Consider the following 14,903-nt stretch of genomic DNA (forward strand, 5'->3'; position numbering starts at 1 on the left):
CCTGCCACCAGCAAGATTGGTGCGGAATATATTCTTTTGCGCAGTCTTGTCGTCTTTATGGAGAAGGGGATATCGAGAAGGGGAGGCTGTCAGCGCGATGACGACGGCCATGATCTGTCAGGCCGCCCGAGAGGACTGTCCCCGACACCGGGCGGTAGTCCCCGACCCCGGGCGGGTAGGGAGACCGACGGGCCGGCCGCGAGCGGGGTGCTCTGTGGGGCTGCCCGGGCCCCGAGGAGCCGTGGATGCACGAGCTGGCGATCACCCAGAACGTCGTGGACACGATCGTGGAACGGATCGGGGCAGCGCGGGCCACGGCGGTTCACCTGGTCATCGGGCGGGTGTCCGGCGTCGTGCCCGACTCCGTCCGATTCTGTTTCGACCTGGTGGCAGCGGGCACGCCGGTCGAAGGCGCTCGCCTGGAGATCGACGAACCGCCGGGCCGTGCCCGTTGCCGGCGGTGCGGCGCCACGTTCGAGGCCGACGATCGCCTGCTCCTGGTGCTCTGCCCGTGCGGCAGCGCCGACGTCGAGGTGGTCGGTGGCGACGAGCTGATGATCGTTACGGTCGAGGTGACACCCGTGCCGAGCGGCGGAGGTGATGTGGGATGTGTGGAACCTGCGGGTGTGACGACGTCGCGGCGCCGCCCCGGCTGACCTCCCTCGACGGGGTCGACCCCGTCGACCCCGTCCTCGTCGGTCCCGGCCCGGCGCTTGCCGGCCACGCGCCTGACGGGGGGACCACGTCGCGCACCGTGGTTGTCGAGGAGCGGATGCTGGCCAGGAACGACATGCTCGCCGAGGCGAACCGCCGCCGCCTGCTCGCCCGTGACGTGCTGGCGATCAACCTGATGGGCTCGCCGGGATCGGGCAAGACGACGCTGCTGGAGCGGACCGTCCGCGAGTTCGGCGTGGGCGTGCCGATCGCGGTGGTTGAAGGTGATCAGGAGAGTATCCGCGACGCCGAGCGCATCCGGTCCACGGGCGCTCCCGTCGTCCAGATCAACACCGGCCGTGGCTGCCACCTCGATGCGGCCATGATCGACTGTGCGCTGCGTGAGCTCGAACCAGCAGAGGATTCGATGGTGTTCATCGAGAACGTCGGCAATCTGGTCTGCCCGGCGCTGTTCGACCTGGGCGAGCGAGCCCGGGTGGTGCTGATGTCCGTCACCGAAGGCGAGGACAAGCCGACCAAGTATCCGCACATGTTCGCGGCTGCCGATCTCGTCCTGCTCACCAAGTGCGACCTGCTGCCCTACCTCGACGTTGAGGTCGCGCGGTACGAGGCGCAGGTTCACCGGATCAATCCCCGGGTCGACGTACTGCGCGTCCGCGCGACCCCGGGATCGGGGCCGGGTCTGAGGCCGGGGCCTGGCCTGGGCCAGTGGTACGCCTGGCTGCGCGCCGAGCGGGGTGCCGGCCACCGCCCGCGGTCGAGCGGGCCGTCTCACGGTGTTTGAGGCCGCGGCACCCGGGCAACCCGTCGAAGAATAGCTACGAGTGTTCTCGTAACTGCATATAGCCATAATGCGTAGTTACATGTGGTTACAGTACGGTGGGCATCGTCCCCAGGGGTGGTGCCACGGCTCCGCCGAAGGGGGACTGTCATGCTGCTCGCGGGTTCGTCCTGTCCTGGGCATCGCTCGCCATGACGGCGCCTAGCGCGCGGACCACCCTTCACGTGGACGTGGGGGCCGGCACCGGTGCCGACGAGGCCGGTGGGAGCTGTCCCGCCGGTTTCGCGTCGGCCCGTGCAGTGGCTGACGCGGTGCTGTACGAGGGCTATCTGCTCTATCCGTATCGCCGCTCCTCGGGCAAGAACCGGATGCGGTGGCAGTTCGGGGTGCTCGCGCCGCGGCGTTGGGTCGAGGCGGGTGGGCCGGTTCCACGGACCGTCGCCGGATCGACGGATGCGTGGTGCCAGCAGACCGACTGTCTTCTCGAGCTGTCCCCGACCGCCTCGGTTGTCGTCCGGCTGCGCTTTCTGCAACTCCAGCGCCGTTCGGTCGAGGTCAGAGGGGCCGATGGTGCGTTCGGCGAGGTCGACGCGCTGAAGGCGGACGGCGCTGCTCGGCTGAGTTTCGACGAGGCGGTGCCGCGCGAGGCCGGTCTCACCCTCGACCTGGCCGACCTGGCCGACCTGGCCGACCTGGCTGACCTGGCCGACCCGGCCGACCCGGCTGTGCGGGGCCGGTCGGCGGAACAGGCTGATCGTGGAGAGTCGTTCAGCCTGAGCCTGCCCGGTGGCATGGAGATCGAGCCGTTGGATGATCGCGGCAACCCGGCGGGCCGCGACGTTGGGCGCGGCGGTGCGGCTCGGGNGGTTCGCCGGCGGTGGCCGGTCTCGGCGACGGTCCGGGTGTCCGTGACGCGGGCTGCGGCTCCCTTCCGGCTGTACCGGCTGCGCCTGGTCGTCGAGAACACGGTGGCGGACGTCCCCGCCGGCGCCGCGCGACCGATGGCGCTGCGCCGATCGATGATCGCGACACACAGCCTCCTGGGTGCGTGCGGGGGACGGTTCCTCTCGCTGCTCGATCCGCCGACCTGGGCCGCCGGGGCGACACGGGAGTGTGAGAACATCCACACCTTCCCCGTTCTCGCCGGTGCCGACGGAGCGCCGGACGTGATGCTGTCCTCGCCGATCATCCTGTACGACCATCCCCGGATCGCCCCCGAGAGCCCGGGTGACCTCTTCGACGCCACCGAGATCGATGAAATCCTCTCGCTGCGCACGCTGGCTCTGACCGACGACGAGAAACACGAGGCTCGGGCGACCGATCGCCGCGCCGCGGAGATTATCGACCGGGTCGACGGGATCCCGCGGGACACACTCGCCCGCCTGCATGGCGCCGTCCGGTCGCTGCGACCGGTTCCGTCGGTCGGGGCCGCGCCGGCCGGCGTACCGGTTGCCGCCGCGACCACGCGATGGTGGGAGCCGGAGGCGGACCGGTCGGTCCGTCCGGACAGTGACAGTGTTTCCCTGGACGGCGTGATGATCGCTAAGGGCAGCCGGGTCCGGCTGCATCCCCGTGACCGTGGAAGCAGCTGTGGAAGCGACGCGCACGACATGTTTCTCAGGGGGCGCGAGGCCCGGGTTCAGGCCGTCTTTCTGGACGTTGACGGCGCCTGGCACGTCGCGGTGTCCCTGGACGACGACCCGGCCGCCGAACTGCACCGGTGGTACGGCCGTCATTACTACTTCGCACCCGAGGAGCTGGCACCGCTCACCGACGGACCGGGTGCGTCATGATCGGGCCGGCGCCCACCCGCGTGGGTCCGCCCGCGGGTTCCTCCGCGGGTCCACCGCGCGTCCTCGTCGCCGGGATCGGCAACGTGTTCCTCGGCGACGACGGATTCGGGGTGGAGGTTGTGCGCCGCATCGACCCGGCGGACCTGCCGGCCGGGGTGGACGTCGTCGACTACGGGATCCGCGGCGTGCATCTCGCCTATGAGCTCCTCGACGGCCGGTACGACGTGGTGATCCTCGTCGACGCGGTCCCGTCGACCGATCCACCGGGGACTCTCGTGGTGCTCCGGCCCGAACTTGACGGGGCCGGCGTCAACGACATTCCCGTTGACGACATCCCCCCCGTCGATGACATCCCCCTCATGGACGCCCATGGCATGTCTCCCGACGTGGTCCTGCGGTTGCTGCGGGGCCTCGGTGGCGATGTCGGCCGAGTGCTGGTCGTCGGCTGCCGACCCGCCGTCGTCGAGGAGCGGATGGGACTGTCCCGCGCCGCGGGGGCTGCCGTCGGCGACGCGGTGCGGCTCATCGCGCAGATCGTCCGAGACCCCGGCTCGTGGGGTCCATCCCCAGCATCCGCCAGTAGGAGGGAGGGGCCGAGATGACGGCCACGAACCCGCAGTCCGGGAGCTCGCGACGCGGCGGTTTCGACGAGGTGCACATCCTCTGGATCTCCGAGGGGATGAGCTGCGACGGCGACACGGTGTCGGTGACCGCGGCCTCCCAGCCAGCGATCGAGGATGTCGTCACCGGGCTCGTGCCGGGGTTGCCGACGGTCCATCTGCATAACAAGGTGCTGTCGCCGACCGTCGGCGGGGAGGAGTTCCTGGCCCCGTACCGAGCCGCGGCCCGCGGTGACATCGAGCCGTTCATCCTCGTCATCGAGGGCTCGATTCCGAACGAGAACATCCACGGCGACGGGTACTGGACGTCGTTCGGGAACGATCCGGACACCGGCCAGCCGCTGACCCTGAACTGGTGGATCGACCGGCTGGCACCCAGGGCGTGGGCGGTCGTCGCGATCGGCACCTGCGCCGCGTACGGCGGGATCCACGCGATGGCCGGCAACCCGACCGGGTCGATGGGCCTTGCCGACTACCTGGGCCATGACTTCACCTCCGCCGGCAACCTGCCGATTGTCAACGTCCCCGGCTGCCCGGTTCAACCGGACGACTTCATGGAGACGCTGACCTGGGTGCTTTACCACGCGGCGGGCACGGCACCGCCGCCACCGCTGGACGACCAACTCCGACCCCAGTGGATCTTCGGTCGGACCGTGCACGAGGGCTGTGACCGGGCGGGCTACTACGAACAGGCCGATTTCGCGAAGGACTACAACTCGCCGAAGTGTCAGGTGAAGATTGGCTGCTGGGGTCCGGTGGTGAACTGCAACGTGCCCAAGCGCGGGTGGATGGGCGGGCTGGGCGGCTGCCCGAACGTGGGCGGCATCTGCATTGCCTGCACGATGCCGGGATTCCCGGACAAGTTCATGCCGTTCATGGACATGCCGCCGGGAGGGAGCCTGTCCTCGCGCGCGATCAAACCCTACGGGTCGTTCATCCGCAGGCTGCGTGGCATCACCAATGCGACGGCGAACACCGAGCCGAAGTGGCGGCACAACCGGGAGCTGCTGACCACCGGCTACGACCCGCATTACCGCCCCTAGGACCGGGCCGGAGCCCACGTCGGCGAGACGGCAGGCGGGGCGGCACACCCGGTCTGTCCGGGCCGGGCCCAGCGATGCCGGAGGGAGTGTGCGATGACGACGACCAGGCAGTCGAGAACCGGGGAGAAGCCCGCCCAGATCGTGGAGATGGCGTGGGACCCGATCACGCGCATCATCGGCAACCTCGGGATCTACACGAAGATCGACTTTGCCAACCGGCGGGTCACCGAGTGTCACAGCACCTCGTCGCTGTTCCGCGGCTATTCGGTGTTCATGAAGGGCAAGGATCCGCGGGACGCGGGTTTCATCACCAGCCGCATCTGCGGCATCTGTGGGGACAACCACACCACCTGCTCGGTCTACGCCCAGAACATGGCGTACGGCATCGCGAACCCGCCGATGGCGGAATGGATCATCAATCTCGGAGAGGCCGCCGAGTACCTGTTCGATCACACGATCTTCCAGGACAACCTGGTGTTCGTGGACTTCTGCGAGGCGATGGTCAAGCAGACCAATCCCGGCGTGCTGGCCCGGGCAGAGGCCACCGCCGCACCGAACGCGGCCGTGCACGGGATGCGGACTATCGCTGACATCATGCGTTCGTTCAACCCGTTCGAGGGGGAGATCTACCGGGAGGCCCTCAAGGTTAGCCGGATCACCCGCGAGATGTTCTGCCTGATGGAGGGCAGGCACGTGCACCCCTCCACGCTGTATCCGGGCGGGGTCGGCACGATGCCGGAACCGACGGTGTTCACCGACTACCTCAGCCGGCTGATGGAGATCCTTGATTTCGTCAAGAAGGCCGTCGCGTTGAACGACGACCTGTTCGACTTCTGGTACGAGGCGCTGCCCGGTTACGAGGAGGTCGGCCGCCGCCGGGTGCTGCTGGGCTGCTGGGGCGCGTTCCAGGATCCGAACGTCGTGGACTACCGGTACGAGAACATGACCACCTGGGGCCGGGCGATGCACGTGACACCCGGGATCGTCGTCGACGGCGATCTGCTGACCACCGACCTGGTGGAGATCAATCTGGGCATCCGGATCCTGCTGGGCAGTTCCTTCTACCAGGACTGGGTGAACGAGGAGCCGTTCGTCACCCGGGATCCGCTCGGAAATCCGGTCGACATGCGCCATCCGTGGAACCAGACGACGCTGCCGGTGCCGCAGAAGCGGGACTTCGGGGAGAAGTACAGCTGGGTGATGAGCCCGCGGTGGCTTGACGCCCGCAGCGGCGAGCATCTCGCCCTGGATACCGGGGGAGGGCCCTTCGCTCGGCTTTACACCACGGCACTCGCCGGACTGGTGAACACCCCCTACGTCACCGCGACCGGGGGCGCGGTGAACATCTCGCTGCCGCGCAGCCGCACGCTGCCCGCCGTCGACCTGCAGTGGAAGCCGCCGGCCTGGTCGAACGCGATCGAGCGGGACCGGGCCCGTGTCTACTTCGTCGCCTACGCGGCGGCGATGGCGCTGTACTTCCTCGAGCAGGGCATGGATCGGGTGCGCTCGGGTGACACCCGGGTGTTCTGCGACTTCGACGTGCCGGACGAGACGATCGGCTGCGGTTTCCACGAGGCGGTGCGCGGCGTGCTGTCGCACCACATGGTGGTGCGCGACGGCAAGATCGCAAATTATCNCCCCTACCCGCCGACGCCGTGGAACGGCAGCCCCCGCGACTTCTTCGGAACTCCGGGCCCCTACGAGGACGCGGTACAGAACATGCCGATCTTCGAGGAGAACGGTCCGGAGGGGTTCAAGGGCGTTGATGTGATGCGGACGGTGCGCAGCTTCGACCCCTGCCTGCCCTGCGGGGTGCACATGTATCTCGGTCGGGGCCGCACCCTGCGCACGGTGCACTCGCCGATGTTCGGGGCCAGCCATGGTTGATCCGGACGGCGCGGGTGGGCACCGGCTCGACGATCTCGCTGTGCGGGGCCGGCTCGCCCACCTCGACGAGGTGCTGGCGCAGGTGGAGCGCATTCCGGGGCCGAGTGGTGAGCTGGCGATCGACGCGGTGGCAACACTCGCGGCGGTGTACGGCGAGGCGCTGGCCCGAGCCGTCGGATACGCGTCGGGAGCCCCGGAGGTGCTCGCCGCGTTCACCGGCGACGAGCTGCTCGACCATCTGCTCGTCCTGCACGACGTCCATCCTGAGCCGGTCGGGGCCCGGGTCGCGCGGGCGATCGAGCAGCTTCGACCCGCAGTCCGGGACCGGGGTGGGGAGATCGAGCTGAGTGGGATCGAACGGGGGGTGGCCGAGGTCCGGCTGACCCTCGGCGGGTGTGGCTCGACCTCGGCGGGGGTCACCGAGGCGGTTCGCCAGGCCGTGCTCGCCGTCGCGCCGGAGCTGTCCGACGTCCGGCGCCTACCCGCGCCGGGTGAACCCGAGCGGACCGCCTTCGTTCCCCTCGACACCGTGCTCGCCCGGCCCGTCGCCGACGGGGTGGGTCCATGACGGCCCCGATGTCCCCGACGGCCGACGGCGCGTTGCGGCGGCTTGTGCGCGCCGCGACCGACCGCGCCGGCGCGGCCGAGGCCCGCTGCGACATGTGCCGGACCGCCGTGCCGGCGGAGCATCGGCACATCCTCGACGAACAACGCGACGAGCTGCTCTGCGCCTGCCAGGCGTGCGCGCTGCTGTTCGACCGGGAGGCGGCCGGACGTGGGCACTTCCGGCTCGTTCCCCGGCGACGGCTGCGGCTTCCCGCACTCGACGCGGACGAGCTGGGTACCCCGGTGGGGTTGGCGTTCTTCGTCGTCGGGACCGACGGCTCGGTCAGCGCCCGCTATCCCAGCCCGATGGGCGCCACCCGCTGGGGCGTCGCGCCCGGCACGTGGCGCGGCATCGTGCGGCGCTGCCCGGCGCTGGGTGACCTGACACCGCTGGTCGAGGCGCTGCTGACGAACACTACCCACGGCCGCCACGAGCACTGGATCGTTCCCGTCGACGACTGTCACCGGCTCGTGGCGGTCATCCGGCGGGNGTGGAGGGGCCTGTCCGGAGGCCTGCGCGTGTGGCCGGCGATCGACGGGTTCTTCGCCGATCTCGGCCGCCGGCCCGCAAGCCCGGTGCGGGCCGCACGGCCGGTGCATCTCACGGGCCAGGGCCGCGCTGGCCCCGCGGGGCGGGGCTGAGAGGAAAGAGAGGGAGGGCAGGACGAGATGGCCGAGATCCGGGTCGGTAAGCCCGACGTCGCGCCGGACGCCACCGCGCACGTCAAGGGGGTTGCACAGGGCAACGCGACCGGTTCGTACCGATGGCAGGTGGGGCACCACGCCGATGGCAGCGCCGACGCTCGGCGCTCCACCGGCGTCCGACCGAAGAGGCGCAATCCCGTCGCGCCGAGGAGCATGCCCAACCTGCCGCCGGGGTAGCGCCCAGCAGGCGGCGCACCACCCGAAGCCCGCGGACACGCGTGGGAAAACGGTACCGAGGAGGTGGACATGAGTAGTCGCAAGCTGGTGCTGGCGACAGTCGGCGTGGCCGGTGCCGTCGGCCTATTCTGGAGGGAGTATCCGGCCCTCGTCCGATACATCAGGATCGAGAAGATGTGATGGCGGACGGCACGGCGGGCCGCATGACCCGGCCGGTGCTCTCGGTGGGCGGGGCCGGTGAACCGAGCCGGGAGGCCGGCCCAGGCGGCCGGGCCCGGCGACGGTTCGTCGTCCAGGGGCTGGTCCAGGGGGTCGGCTTCCGGCCGTTCGTCCACGCCGCCGCGACGGAGCTGGCTCTGACCGGCTGGGTGCGCAACGACACCGGCGGCGTGGTCGCGGAGGTCGAGGGANCCCCCGGCGCAGTCGAGGACTTCGCCCGCCGGCTTCGCTGCGACGTGCCGCCGCTGGCCATGGTCGAGCGGGTCGTGACCACGGAACTTCCGCCCTGCGGCGGATCCGGCTTCGCGATCGTCCGATCCCGGCCGGCCGCGGGTGGGCGTACGGCGGCGGCCCCCGACGTGGCGACATGCCCGGATTGCCTGCGGGAACTGGCCGATCCCGCGGACCGGCGTTACCGGCATCCGTTCATCACGTGCACCAACTGCGGACCCAGGTTCACGATCATCACCGACCTTCCCTACGACCGGCCGGCAACGACGATGGCCCGGTTCGCCATGTGCCCCGTGTGTGAGCGGGAGTACTCCGATCCGGCCGACCGACGTTTCCATGCCCAGCCGATCGCCTGCCCGGCGTGCGGACCGCGCCTGGAGTTCGTGTCGCCGTTGGGCGCGCCGCGGACCGGCGAGGACGCGCTCGCCGCGGCGCGGCGGCTGCTCGCCGACGGTGGCGTCCTGGCGGTGAAGGGGGTGGGCGGCTACCACCTCGCCTGCGTCGCCACCGACCCGACGGCGGTGACGACCCTGCGACGCCGCAAACGGCGCGGCGGCAAGCCGTTCGCCGTCATGGTCCACGACCTGGCTGCGGCCCGGGCCCTGGCGCATGTCGACGAGCGGGAGGCGGCCCTGCTCACCGACCCCGCTCGGCCCATCGTGCTGGTGCGCCGCCGTCGCGACGGCCGTCCCGCGCTCGCCGACTCCGTTGCCCCGGACAACCCCGATCTCGGTCTGCTGCTGCCCTACACGCCGGTGCACCATCTGCTGCTCGGCCTGCCAGGCGAGCCCGTGCCCCTCCATCGAACCGTCGGCACCGCCGGATGGCCGCCGTTGGTGATGACCTCCGGGAACCTCGGCGGCGAGCCGATCGCGGCCGAGGACACCGACGCCCTGCGCCGGCTCGCCCCGCTTGTCGATGGCTGGCTGCGCCACGACCGTCCGATCCGGGTGCCCTGCGACGACTCCGTTGTCCGGGTGGTCGATGGTGCCCCGTCGCCGGTACGCCGCTCGCGTGGCTACGCGCCGTTGCCGGTGCCGCTGCCGTTCGAGGTGCCCCCGACGCTGGCCGTCGGGGCCGACCTCAAGAACACCTGCGGCCTGGGCGCGGGCCGGTCGGCCTGGCTCAGCGGGCACATCGGGGACATGGACGACCTGGCCACCCTGCGCGCCTTCGACGCCGCCGAGCGGCACCTCGAGCACCTGACCGGCGTCACCCCCCGCCAGCTCGTCACCGACGCGCATCCGGGCTATCGGTCGCGCCAGTGGGCTGTGCGGCACGCCGCCGGCCGACCGATACGGACCGTGCAGCATCACCATGCCCATGTGGCCGCGCTGATGGCCGAGCACGGCCTCGACGGCACCCGGCCGGTGGTGGGATTCGCCTTTGACGGGACCGGCTACGGCCCCGACCGGGCCGTGTGGGGCGGCGAGGTGCTGATCGCCGACTACCGCGGGTTCCGGCGCTTCGCCCACCTGGGCTATGTGCCGCTTGCCGGTGGGGACGCCGCGGTTCGGCGGCCCTGCCGGATGGCGCTCGCCCATCTGCACGCCGCCGGAGTCCGCTGGGATCCCACCCTGCCGCCGGTCGTCGCCTGCCCGCAGCCGGAGCGGCGGGTGCTGACCCACCAGCTGGCCAGCGGGCTGGGCTGCGTGCCGACCTCCAGCATGGGGCGGCTCTTCGACGCGGTCAGCTCGCTGCTCGGCATCCGTCACGAGGTCGACTTCGAGGCGCAGGCGGCGATCGAGCTGGAGGCCCGGGCGCGCACCGCGGCCGGCGGCGGCGCGGACGACCGCGAACGCCACGCGTTCGCCCTGCGCGGGCAGGGGCTGGGCAGGCCGCTGATTATCGACCCGGCGCCGGTCATCCGGGCGATGGTGAGGGATCTGTCGGCCGGGCTCGCCGTGGACATCGCCGCGGTCCGTTTCCACACAGCCGTCGTGGCGATGATCGTGGACCTCGCCCGGCGGGCACGCGGCGAGGTGGGCCTTGACCTGGTCGGACTCACCGGCGGGGNCTTCCAGAACGCCGTTCTGACGACGGCTGCATCCAGGGCACTGCATGCGGGGGGCTTCACGGTGCTGCGGCATGCGCGGGTACCTCCGAATGACGGGGGGATCGCTCTCGGTCAGCTGCTCGTCGCCGCAGCGCGGGAGAAGACGCGGGAAAAGGGGTGAGGAACAGGTGTGTCTCGCGGTTCCAGGACGGGTGGTGGGGATCGAGGAACGCCACGGGGCCCGGATGGCCGAGGTCGATTTCGGGGGNGTGCGCAAGGACGTCTGCCTGCAGTACCTGCCCGAGGTCATGGTCGGCGAGTACGTGATCGTGCATGTGGGGTTCGCGATCCAACGGCTGGACGAACGCTCGGCGGTGGAGTCGCTGGCCACCTTCGCGCGGATGGGACTCCTGACCGAGGAGCTGGGTGACGGTGCGGCCGGTGTGAGTGCCACGGCCCGCGGGGCCGGCGAGGAGGGGGTGACGCGGTGAGGTATCTGGAGGAGTTCCGGGATCCGGAGCTGGCCGGTCGGCTGCTGGAACAGATCCACGCGACGACGACTCGCCCATGGTCGATCATGGAGGTCTGCGGTGGGCAGACTCACTCGCTCATCCGGCACGGTATCGATCAGCTTCTGCCCGAGGGCATCGAGATGATCCACGGCCCCGGCTGCCCGGTGTGCGTGACCCCGCTTGAGATCATCGACAGGGCGCTGGAGATCGCCGCACGGCCGGGCGTCATCTTCTGCTCCTTCGGCGACATGCTGCGGGTGCCGGGGAGCGATCGGGACCTCTTCCGGGTGAAGAGCGCGGGCGCCGACGTCCGGGTGGTCTACTCCCCGCTGGACGCCCTGACGATCGCCCAGCGCAACCCCGATCGGGAGGTCGTGTTCTTCGGGATCGGATTCGAGACCACCGCGCCGGCCAACGCGATGACGGTCTTCCAGGCGAAACGGCTCGACTTGGGCAACTTCTCCCTGCTGGTGTCGCACGTGCTGGTACCGCCGGCGATTGCCGCGATCATGGAGTCGCCGAGCTGCCGCGTCCAGGGGTTCCTGGCCGCTGGTCACGTCTGCAGCGTGATGGGCACCGGCGAGTACCCGGCCCTGGCACGGCGTTACGGCGTGCCGATCGTGGTCACCGGCTTCGAACCACTCGACCTCCTCGAGGGCATCCGCCGCACCGTGGTGCAGCTGGAGGCCGGCCGACACGAGGTGGAGAACGCCTATCCCCGAGCGGTTCCGGCAGCCGGCAACCCGGCCGCCATCGCGATGCTGCGGGATGTTTTCGAGGTGGCCGACCGGGCCTGGCGGGGCATCGGTGTCATCCCGGGCAGCGGCTGGCGCCTGTCGCCGGCCTACCGCGACTTCGACGCGGAGCTGCGGTTTGCCGTCGCGGATGTCCACACGGCCGAGTCGTCGGCGTGCCGATCGGGCGAGGTGCTCCAAGGCCTGATCAAGCCGCATGAGTGCGCGGCCTTCGGACGGCAGTGCACTCCGCGGACCCCGCTCGGCGCGACCATGGTGTCCTCCGAAGGGGCCTGTGCCGCCTACTACCTCTACCGCCGGATGAGCACCTCCCCGGCGATTGCGCAGCCCCTGCCGGAAGCGGGACGTGCGCCGGAAGCGGGACATGTGCTGGAGGTGGGACGTGCGCTGGAGGTGGGACATGGTGGATGAGGCCGCGACGGCGGTGGATCCGGCCGCGTGGACCTGCCCGGCGCCGTTGGTGGAGTGCCCCACGATCGTGATGGGGCATGGCGGCGGGGGGGCGATGTCNGCCGAACTCGTCGAGCATCTCTTCCTGCCGGCCTTCGCAGCCGCCGGCGCGGGCGGTCCGGAGGACCTGGGGGATGCGGCCGTGGTCACCGTCGACGGCGCACGGGTGTCGTTCACCACCGACTCCTACGTCGTTCGACCGTTGTTCTTCCCTGGCGGCTCGATCGGTGATCTTGCGGTCAACGGAACCGTCAACGACCTGGCGATGTCCGGCGCCGAACCCCGGTACCTCTCGACCGCATTCATCCTGGAAGAGGGCACCGAGCTGACCGATCTCGGCCGGGTGGCGGATGCGCTCGGAGCGGCGGCCCGTGCCGCGGGCGTCCGGCTGGTCACCGGCGACACCAAGGTCGTCGATGCCGGTCACGGTGATGGGGTCTACGTCAACACGGCGGGGATCGGCCTGGTTCCCGACGGCGTTGACATCCGGCCCGCTCGGGCCCGGCCGGGCGACGTCGTCCTGGTCAGCGGCGAGATCGGGCTGCACGGGATCGCCGTGCTCAGCTGCCGGGAGGGCCTGGAATTCGCCACGGAGGTCCGCAGTGACACCGCACCGTTGCACGGACTGGTCGGCGCCATGTTGCGCACCGGCGCGGACGTGCACGCCCTGCGGGACCCGACGCGCGGAGGACTGGCCGCGACACTCAACGAGATTGCGCGGACCGCGCGGGTGGGAATCGTCATCACCGAACGGCATGTTCCCGTTCCCGAGCCGGTCCTCGACGCCTGCAGCATTCTCGGGCTGGACCCCTTCTACATCGCCAACGAGGGCAAGCTCGTGGCGATGGTCGCGCCGCGGGACGCCGATCGGGTGCTCGAGGCGATGCGCGCGCGCCCACTCGGCCGAAACGCGGCTGTGATAGGTACGGTGACCGCGGAACACCCGGGAATGGTGGTCGCGAGGACCGGTCTCGGCGCGAGCCGCCTGGTGGACCTCCCGGTCGGTGAGCAACTTCCCCGAATCTGCTGAATCTCTGAGCTGTTTTCGAGTCCAGGGTGGACCCGTGCATTCCGGTCCGCGCCTCCGTCGCCGAATTCGACAAGATCCCCGGGCAGGTGGAATGGTGAGGTGCATGCCTGTCGGCCTCTCGGTGGCGGGCTGGGGCTCAGGGAGTGACCGGCTGGCGCGCCGCGGGCGTCCGGCGGAATGCGGAGAGGACGTCCTCCGGACGCTCGGAGACGGGCGTCGGCGGCTCGGGATGGCGGCGATCATGGTCGGGTGGCCGGGAACGGTCTGTACGTGAACATGGTTGTAAGCGTAGACCTCTCGCCCGGCGATGTCGAACACGCGTTCGTTTCTGTGGTCGCGGCTCCGTCTTGGGGGTGTGGTCGTAATCGTGAAAGGATGACCCGTCGTTCCGCGTTGAACGTTGGTCTCAACCGAGGTAGCGTAGGCGGGTATTGGCGCGGTTGTTTCCGTCGAGGGCGAGAGTGGAGGCATCAGGCTTGCGGTCGGTTGGGGCTGTGGTGGTATGCTTCACTCTTAAGTCGTCCGGCCCGCCATGTGGCGGTTGGGCGGACGAAGCGGCGGNGGNTAATCGTATGGTCTTTNGGGNGTTGTTGAGGNGAGTCGTGAGNACAGGNAAGGTTCTTCGCTTCGACCATGTTCGGGGTTACGGTTTCATAGCTCCCAGTGACGGTGGAGACGATATTTTCCTACATGCCAACGATCTTCTTGTTGAGAAGAATCTCGTCATCCCTGGGGCCGTCATGGAGTTCGAGATCGAGGAGGGCGAGCGTGGGCTGAAGGCCAGTGCGGCCCGCATCCTCAGGTCCGCGCCCGCGGCTTCGGGTCTGGCCGCTCCGGCGCCGACGAGGGGAACCGTCCACGCGGACGATTCCGACGCTCTCTGCGACGTCCTGCCGGTCGGGGAGTTCACCCAGGAAATCACCGAACTGTTGCTCCGGATCGACCCGACCCTGACGGGGACGCAGATAGTCCGGATCAGAAGCGAGCTGATGGGCGTGGCCGAGAAGTACGGTTGGATCGAGAGCTGACGCGTATCCGGGCAGGGCGACGTCAAAGTAGGTACGGCGTGGCGTCTTGAGTTTGTGGTCGGCTACTGCTNGGGGTNGGGCCGNGAAGGGCCCTGGAACGCGGCAGACGCGGCACCTACAGGAAGATCTGAGTTCTCACGCANAGGTCTTCCAGAAGCAGGTGCCGCGTCCGTGTCTGTAGTGTCCCCCATGTTGTGGCTTGAGTGTCAGCAGGAGCAGGTTGAGGTCTCGACAGCCGCGCAGGTCGCGGGGCTGGTCGCGGTGTTGCGGCGGGTACCGGACTGGCGCGACCCGCGGGGTGTTCGCTACGAGCTCGCGCCGGTCCTGGCGTTGTGGGTCGCGGGCAACATCGCAGGTCACGACACCACCGTGGCGGTGTGGGAGTGGGCCTGCGC

Annotated in this window: 15 protein-coding genes; all 15 read left to right on the forward strand. The window is 70.0% G+C overall.

Features of this window, described 5'->3' with window-relative positions; genetic code table 11:
- Positions 1 to 245 precede the first annotated feature (245 nt).
- The gene (locus tag CED_RS17060; RefSeq protein WP_011436371.1) at positions 246 to 656 is read left to right on the forward strand and encodes a hydrogenase maturation nickel metallochaperone HypA; all 411 of its coding nucleotides are present in this window, start codon (positions 246 to 248) and stop codon (positions 654 to 656) included.
- On the forward strand, positions 608 to 1,459 hold the full coding sequence (hypB, locus tag CED_RS17065; protein ID WP_011436372.1) for a hydrogenase nickel incorporation protein HypB: 852 nt from the start codon (positions 608 to 610) through the stop codon (positions 1,457 to 1,459). Before CED_RS17060 ends, hypB begins: the two co-directional genes overlap by 49 nt.
- A gap of 296 nt (positions 1,460 to 1,755) precedes the next feature.
- Entirely contained in the window at positions 1,756 to 3,249 is a 1,494-nt protein-coding gene (locus tag CED_RS17070; protein ID WP_369807852.1) for a hypothetical protein, read from the forward strand.
- Positions 3,246 to 3,851, forward strand: coding sequence for a hydrogenase maturation protease (locus CED_RS17075; protein ID WP_011436374.1), 606 nt, complete (start codon positions 3,246 to 3,248; stop codon positions 3,849 to 3,851). The genes CED_RS17070 and CED_RS17075 overlap by 4 nt, the downstream gene beginning before the upstream one ends.
- Positions 3,848 to 4,912: a hydrogenase expression protein HypE gene (locus CED_RS17080; protein ID WP_011436375.1), complete on the forward strand. Its 1,065-nt coding sequence runs from the start codon at positions 3,848 to 3,850 to the stop codon at positions 4,910 to 4,912. The genes CED_RS17075 and CED_RS17080 overlap by 4 nt, the downstream gene beginning before the upstream one ends.
- A 93-nt stretch (positions 4,913 to 5,005) precedes the next feature.
- Entirely contained in the window at positions 5,006 to 6,799 is a 1,794-nt protein-coding gene (locus tag CED_RS17085; RefSeq protein WP_035912250.1) for a nickel-dependent hydrogenase large subunit, read from the forward strand.
- Entirely contained in the window at positions 6,792 to 7,367 is a 576-nt protein-coding gene (locus CED_RS17090; protein WP_011436377.1) for a NifU family protein, read from the forward strand. Before CED_RS17085 ends, CED_RS17090 begins: the two co-directional genes overlap by 8 nt.
- On the forward strand, positions 7,364 to 8,047 hold the full coding sequence (locus CED_RS17095; protein ID WP_035734076.1) for a DUF5947 family protein: 684 nt from the start codon (positions 7,364 to 7,366) through the stop codon (positions 8,045 to 8,047). Before CED_RS17090 ends, CED_RS17095 begins: the two co-directional genes overlap by 4 nt.
- A gap of 27 nt (positions 8,048 to 8,074) precedes the next feature.
- On the forward strand, positions 8,075 to 8,287 hold the full coding sequence (locus tag CED_RS17100; RefSeq protein ID WP_023841716.1) for a hypothetical protein: 213 nt from the start codon (positions 8,075 to 8,077) through the stop codon (positions 8,285 to 8,287).
- Between the two features lie 179 nt (positions 8,288 to 8,466).
- Complete coding sequence (hypF, locus tag CED_RS17105; RefSeq protein WP_235187119.1) at positions 8,467 to 10,914, forward strand: carbamoyltransferase HypF; 2,448 nt, start codon at positions 8,467 to 8,469, stop codon at positions 10,912 to 10,914.
- Positions 10,915 to 10,921: 7 nt separating this feature from the next.
- On the forward strand, positions 10,922 to 11,224 hold the full coding sequence (locus tag CED_RS17110) for a HypC/HybG/HupF family hydrogenase formation chaperone (protein ID WP_011436380.1): 303 nt from the start codon (positions 10,922 to 10,924) through the stop codon (positions 11,222 to 11,224).
- Positions 11,221 to 12,411, forward strand: a complete 1,191-nt coding sequence (hypD, locus tag CED_RS17115) for a hydrogenase formation protein HypD (RefSeq protein WP_035912254.1) — start codon at positions 11,221 to 11,223, stop codon at positions 12,409 to 12,411. Before CED_RS17110 ends, hypD begins: the two co-directional genes overlap by 4 nt.
- A complete protein-coding gene (hypE, locus tag CED_RS17120) occupies positions 12,401 to 13,480 on the forward strand; it encodes a hydrogenase expression/formation protein HypE (RefSeq protein WP_011436382.1) in 1,080 nt (359 codons plus the stop codon). Before hypD ends, hypE begins: the two co-directional genes overlap by 11 nt.
- Before the next feature lie 602 nt (positions 13,481 to 14,082).
- Positions 14,083 to 14,508: a cold-shock protein gene (locus CED_RS17125; RefSeq protein WP_035912259.1), complete on the forward strand. Its 426-nt coding sequence runs from the start codon at positions 14,083 to 14,085 to the stop codon at positions 14,506 to 14,508.
- 171 nt (positions 14,509 to 14,679) lie between these two features.
- A partial coding sequence (locus tag CED_RS17130; RefSeq protein WP_160172403.1) for a transposase family protein occupies positions 14,680 to 14,903 on the forward strand: 224 nt, incomplete at its 3' end.

The organism is Frankia sp. CeD (assembly GCF_000732115.1).
Taxonomy (GTDB): Bacteria; Actinomycetota; Actinomycetes; order Frankiales; family Frankiaceae; genus Frankia; species Frankia casuarinae.

Excerpts from the sequence above, each read along its gene's own strand:
- CED_RS17060 (WP_011436371.1), top strand. The coding sequence starts at position 246 with ATGCACGAGCTGGCGATCACCCAGAACGTCGTGGACACGATCGTGGAA.
- hypB (WP_011436372.1), top strand. The coding sequence starts at position 608 with ATGTGTGGAACCTGCGGGTGTGACGACGTCGCGGCGCCGCCCCGGCTG.
- CED_RS17075 (WP_011436374.1), top strand. The coding sequence starts at position 3,246 with ATGATCGGGCCGGCGCCCACCCGCGTGGGTCCGCCCGCGGGTTCCTCC.
- CED_RS17080 (WP_011436375.1), top strand. The coding sequence starts at position 3,848 with ATGACGGCCACGAACCCGCAGTCCGGGAGCTCGCGACGCGGCGGTTTC.
- CED_RS17090 (WP_011436377.1), top strand. The coding sequence starts at position 6,792 with ATGGTTGATCCGGACGGCGCGGGTGGGCACCGGCTCGACGATCTCGCT.
- CED_RS17100 (WP_023841716.1), top strand. The coding sequence starts at position 8,075 with ATGGCCGAGATCCGGGTCGGTAAGCCCGACGTCGCGCCGGACGCCACC.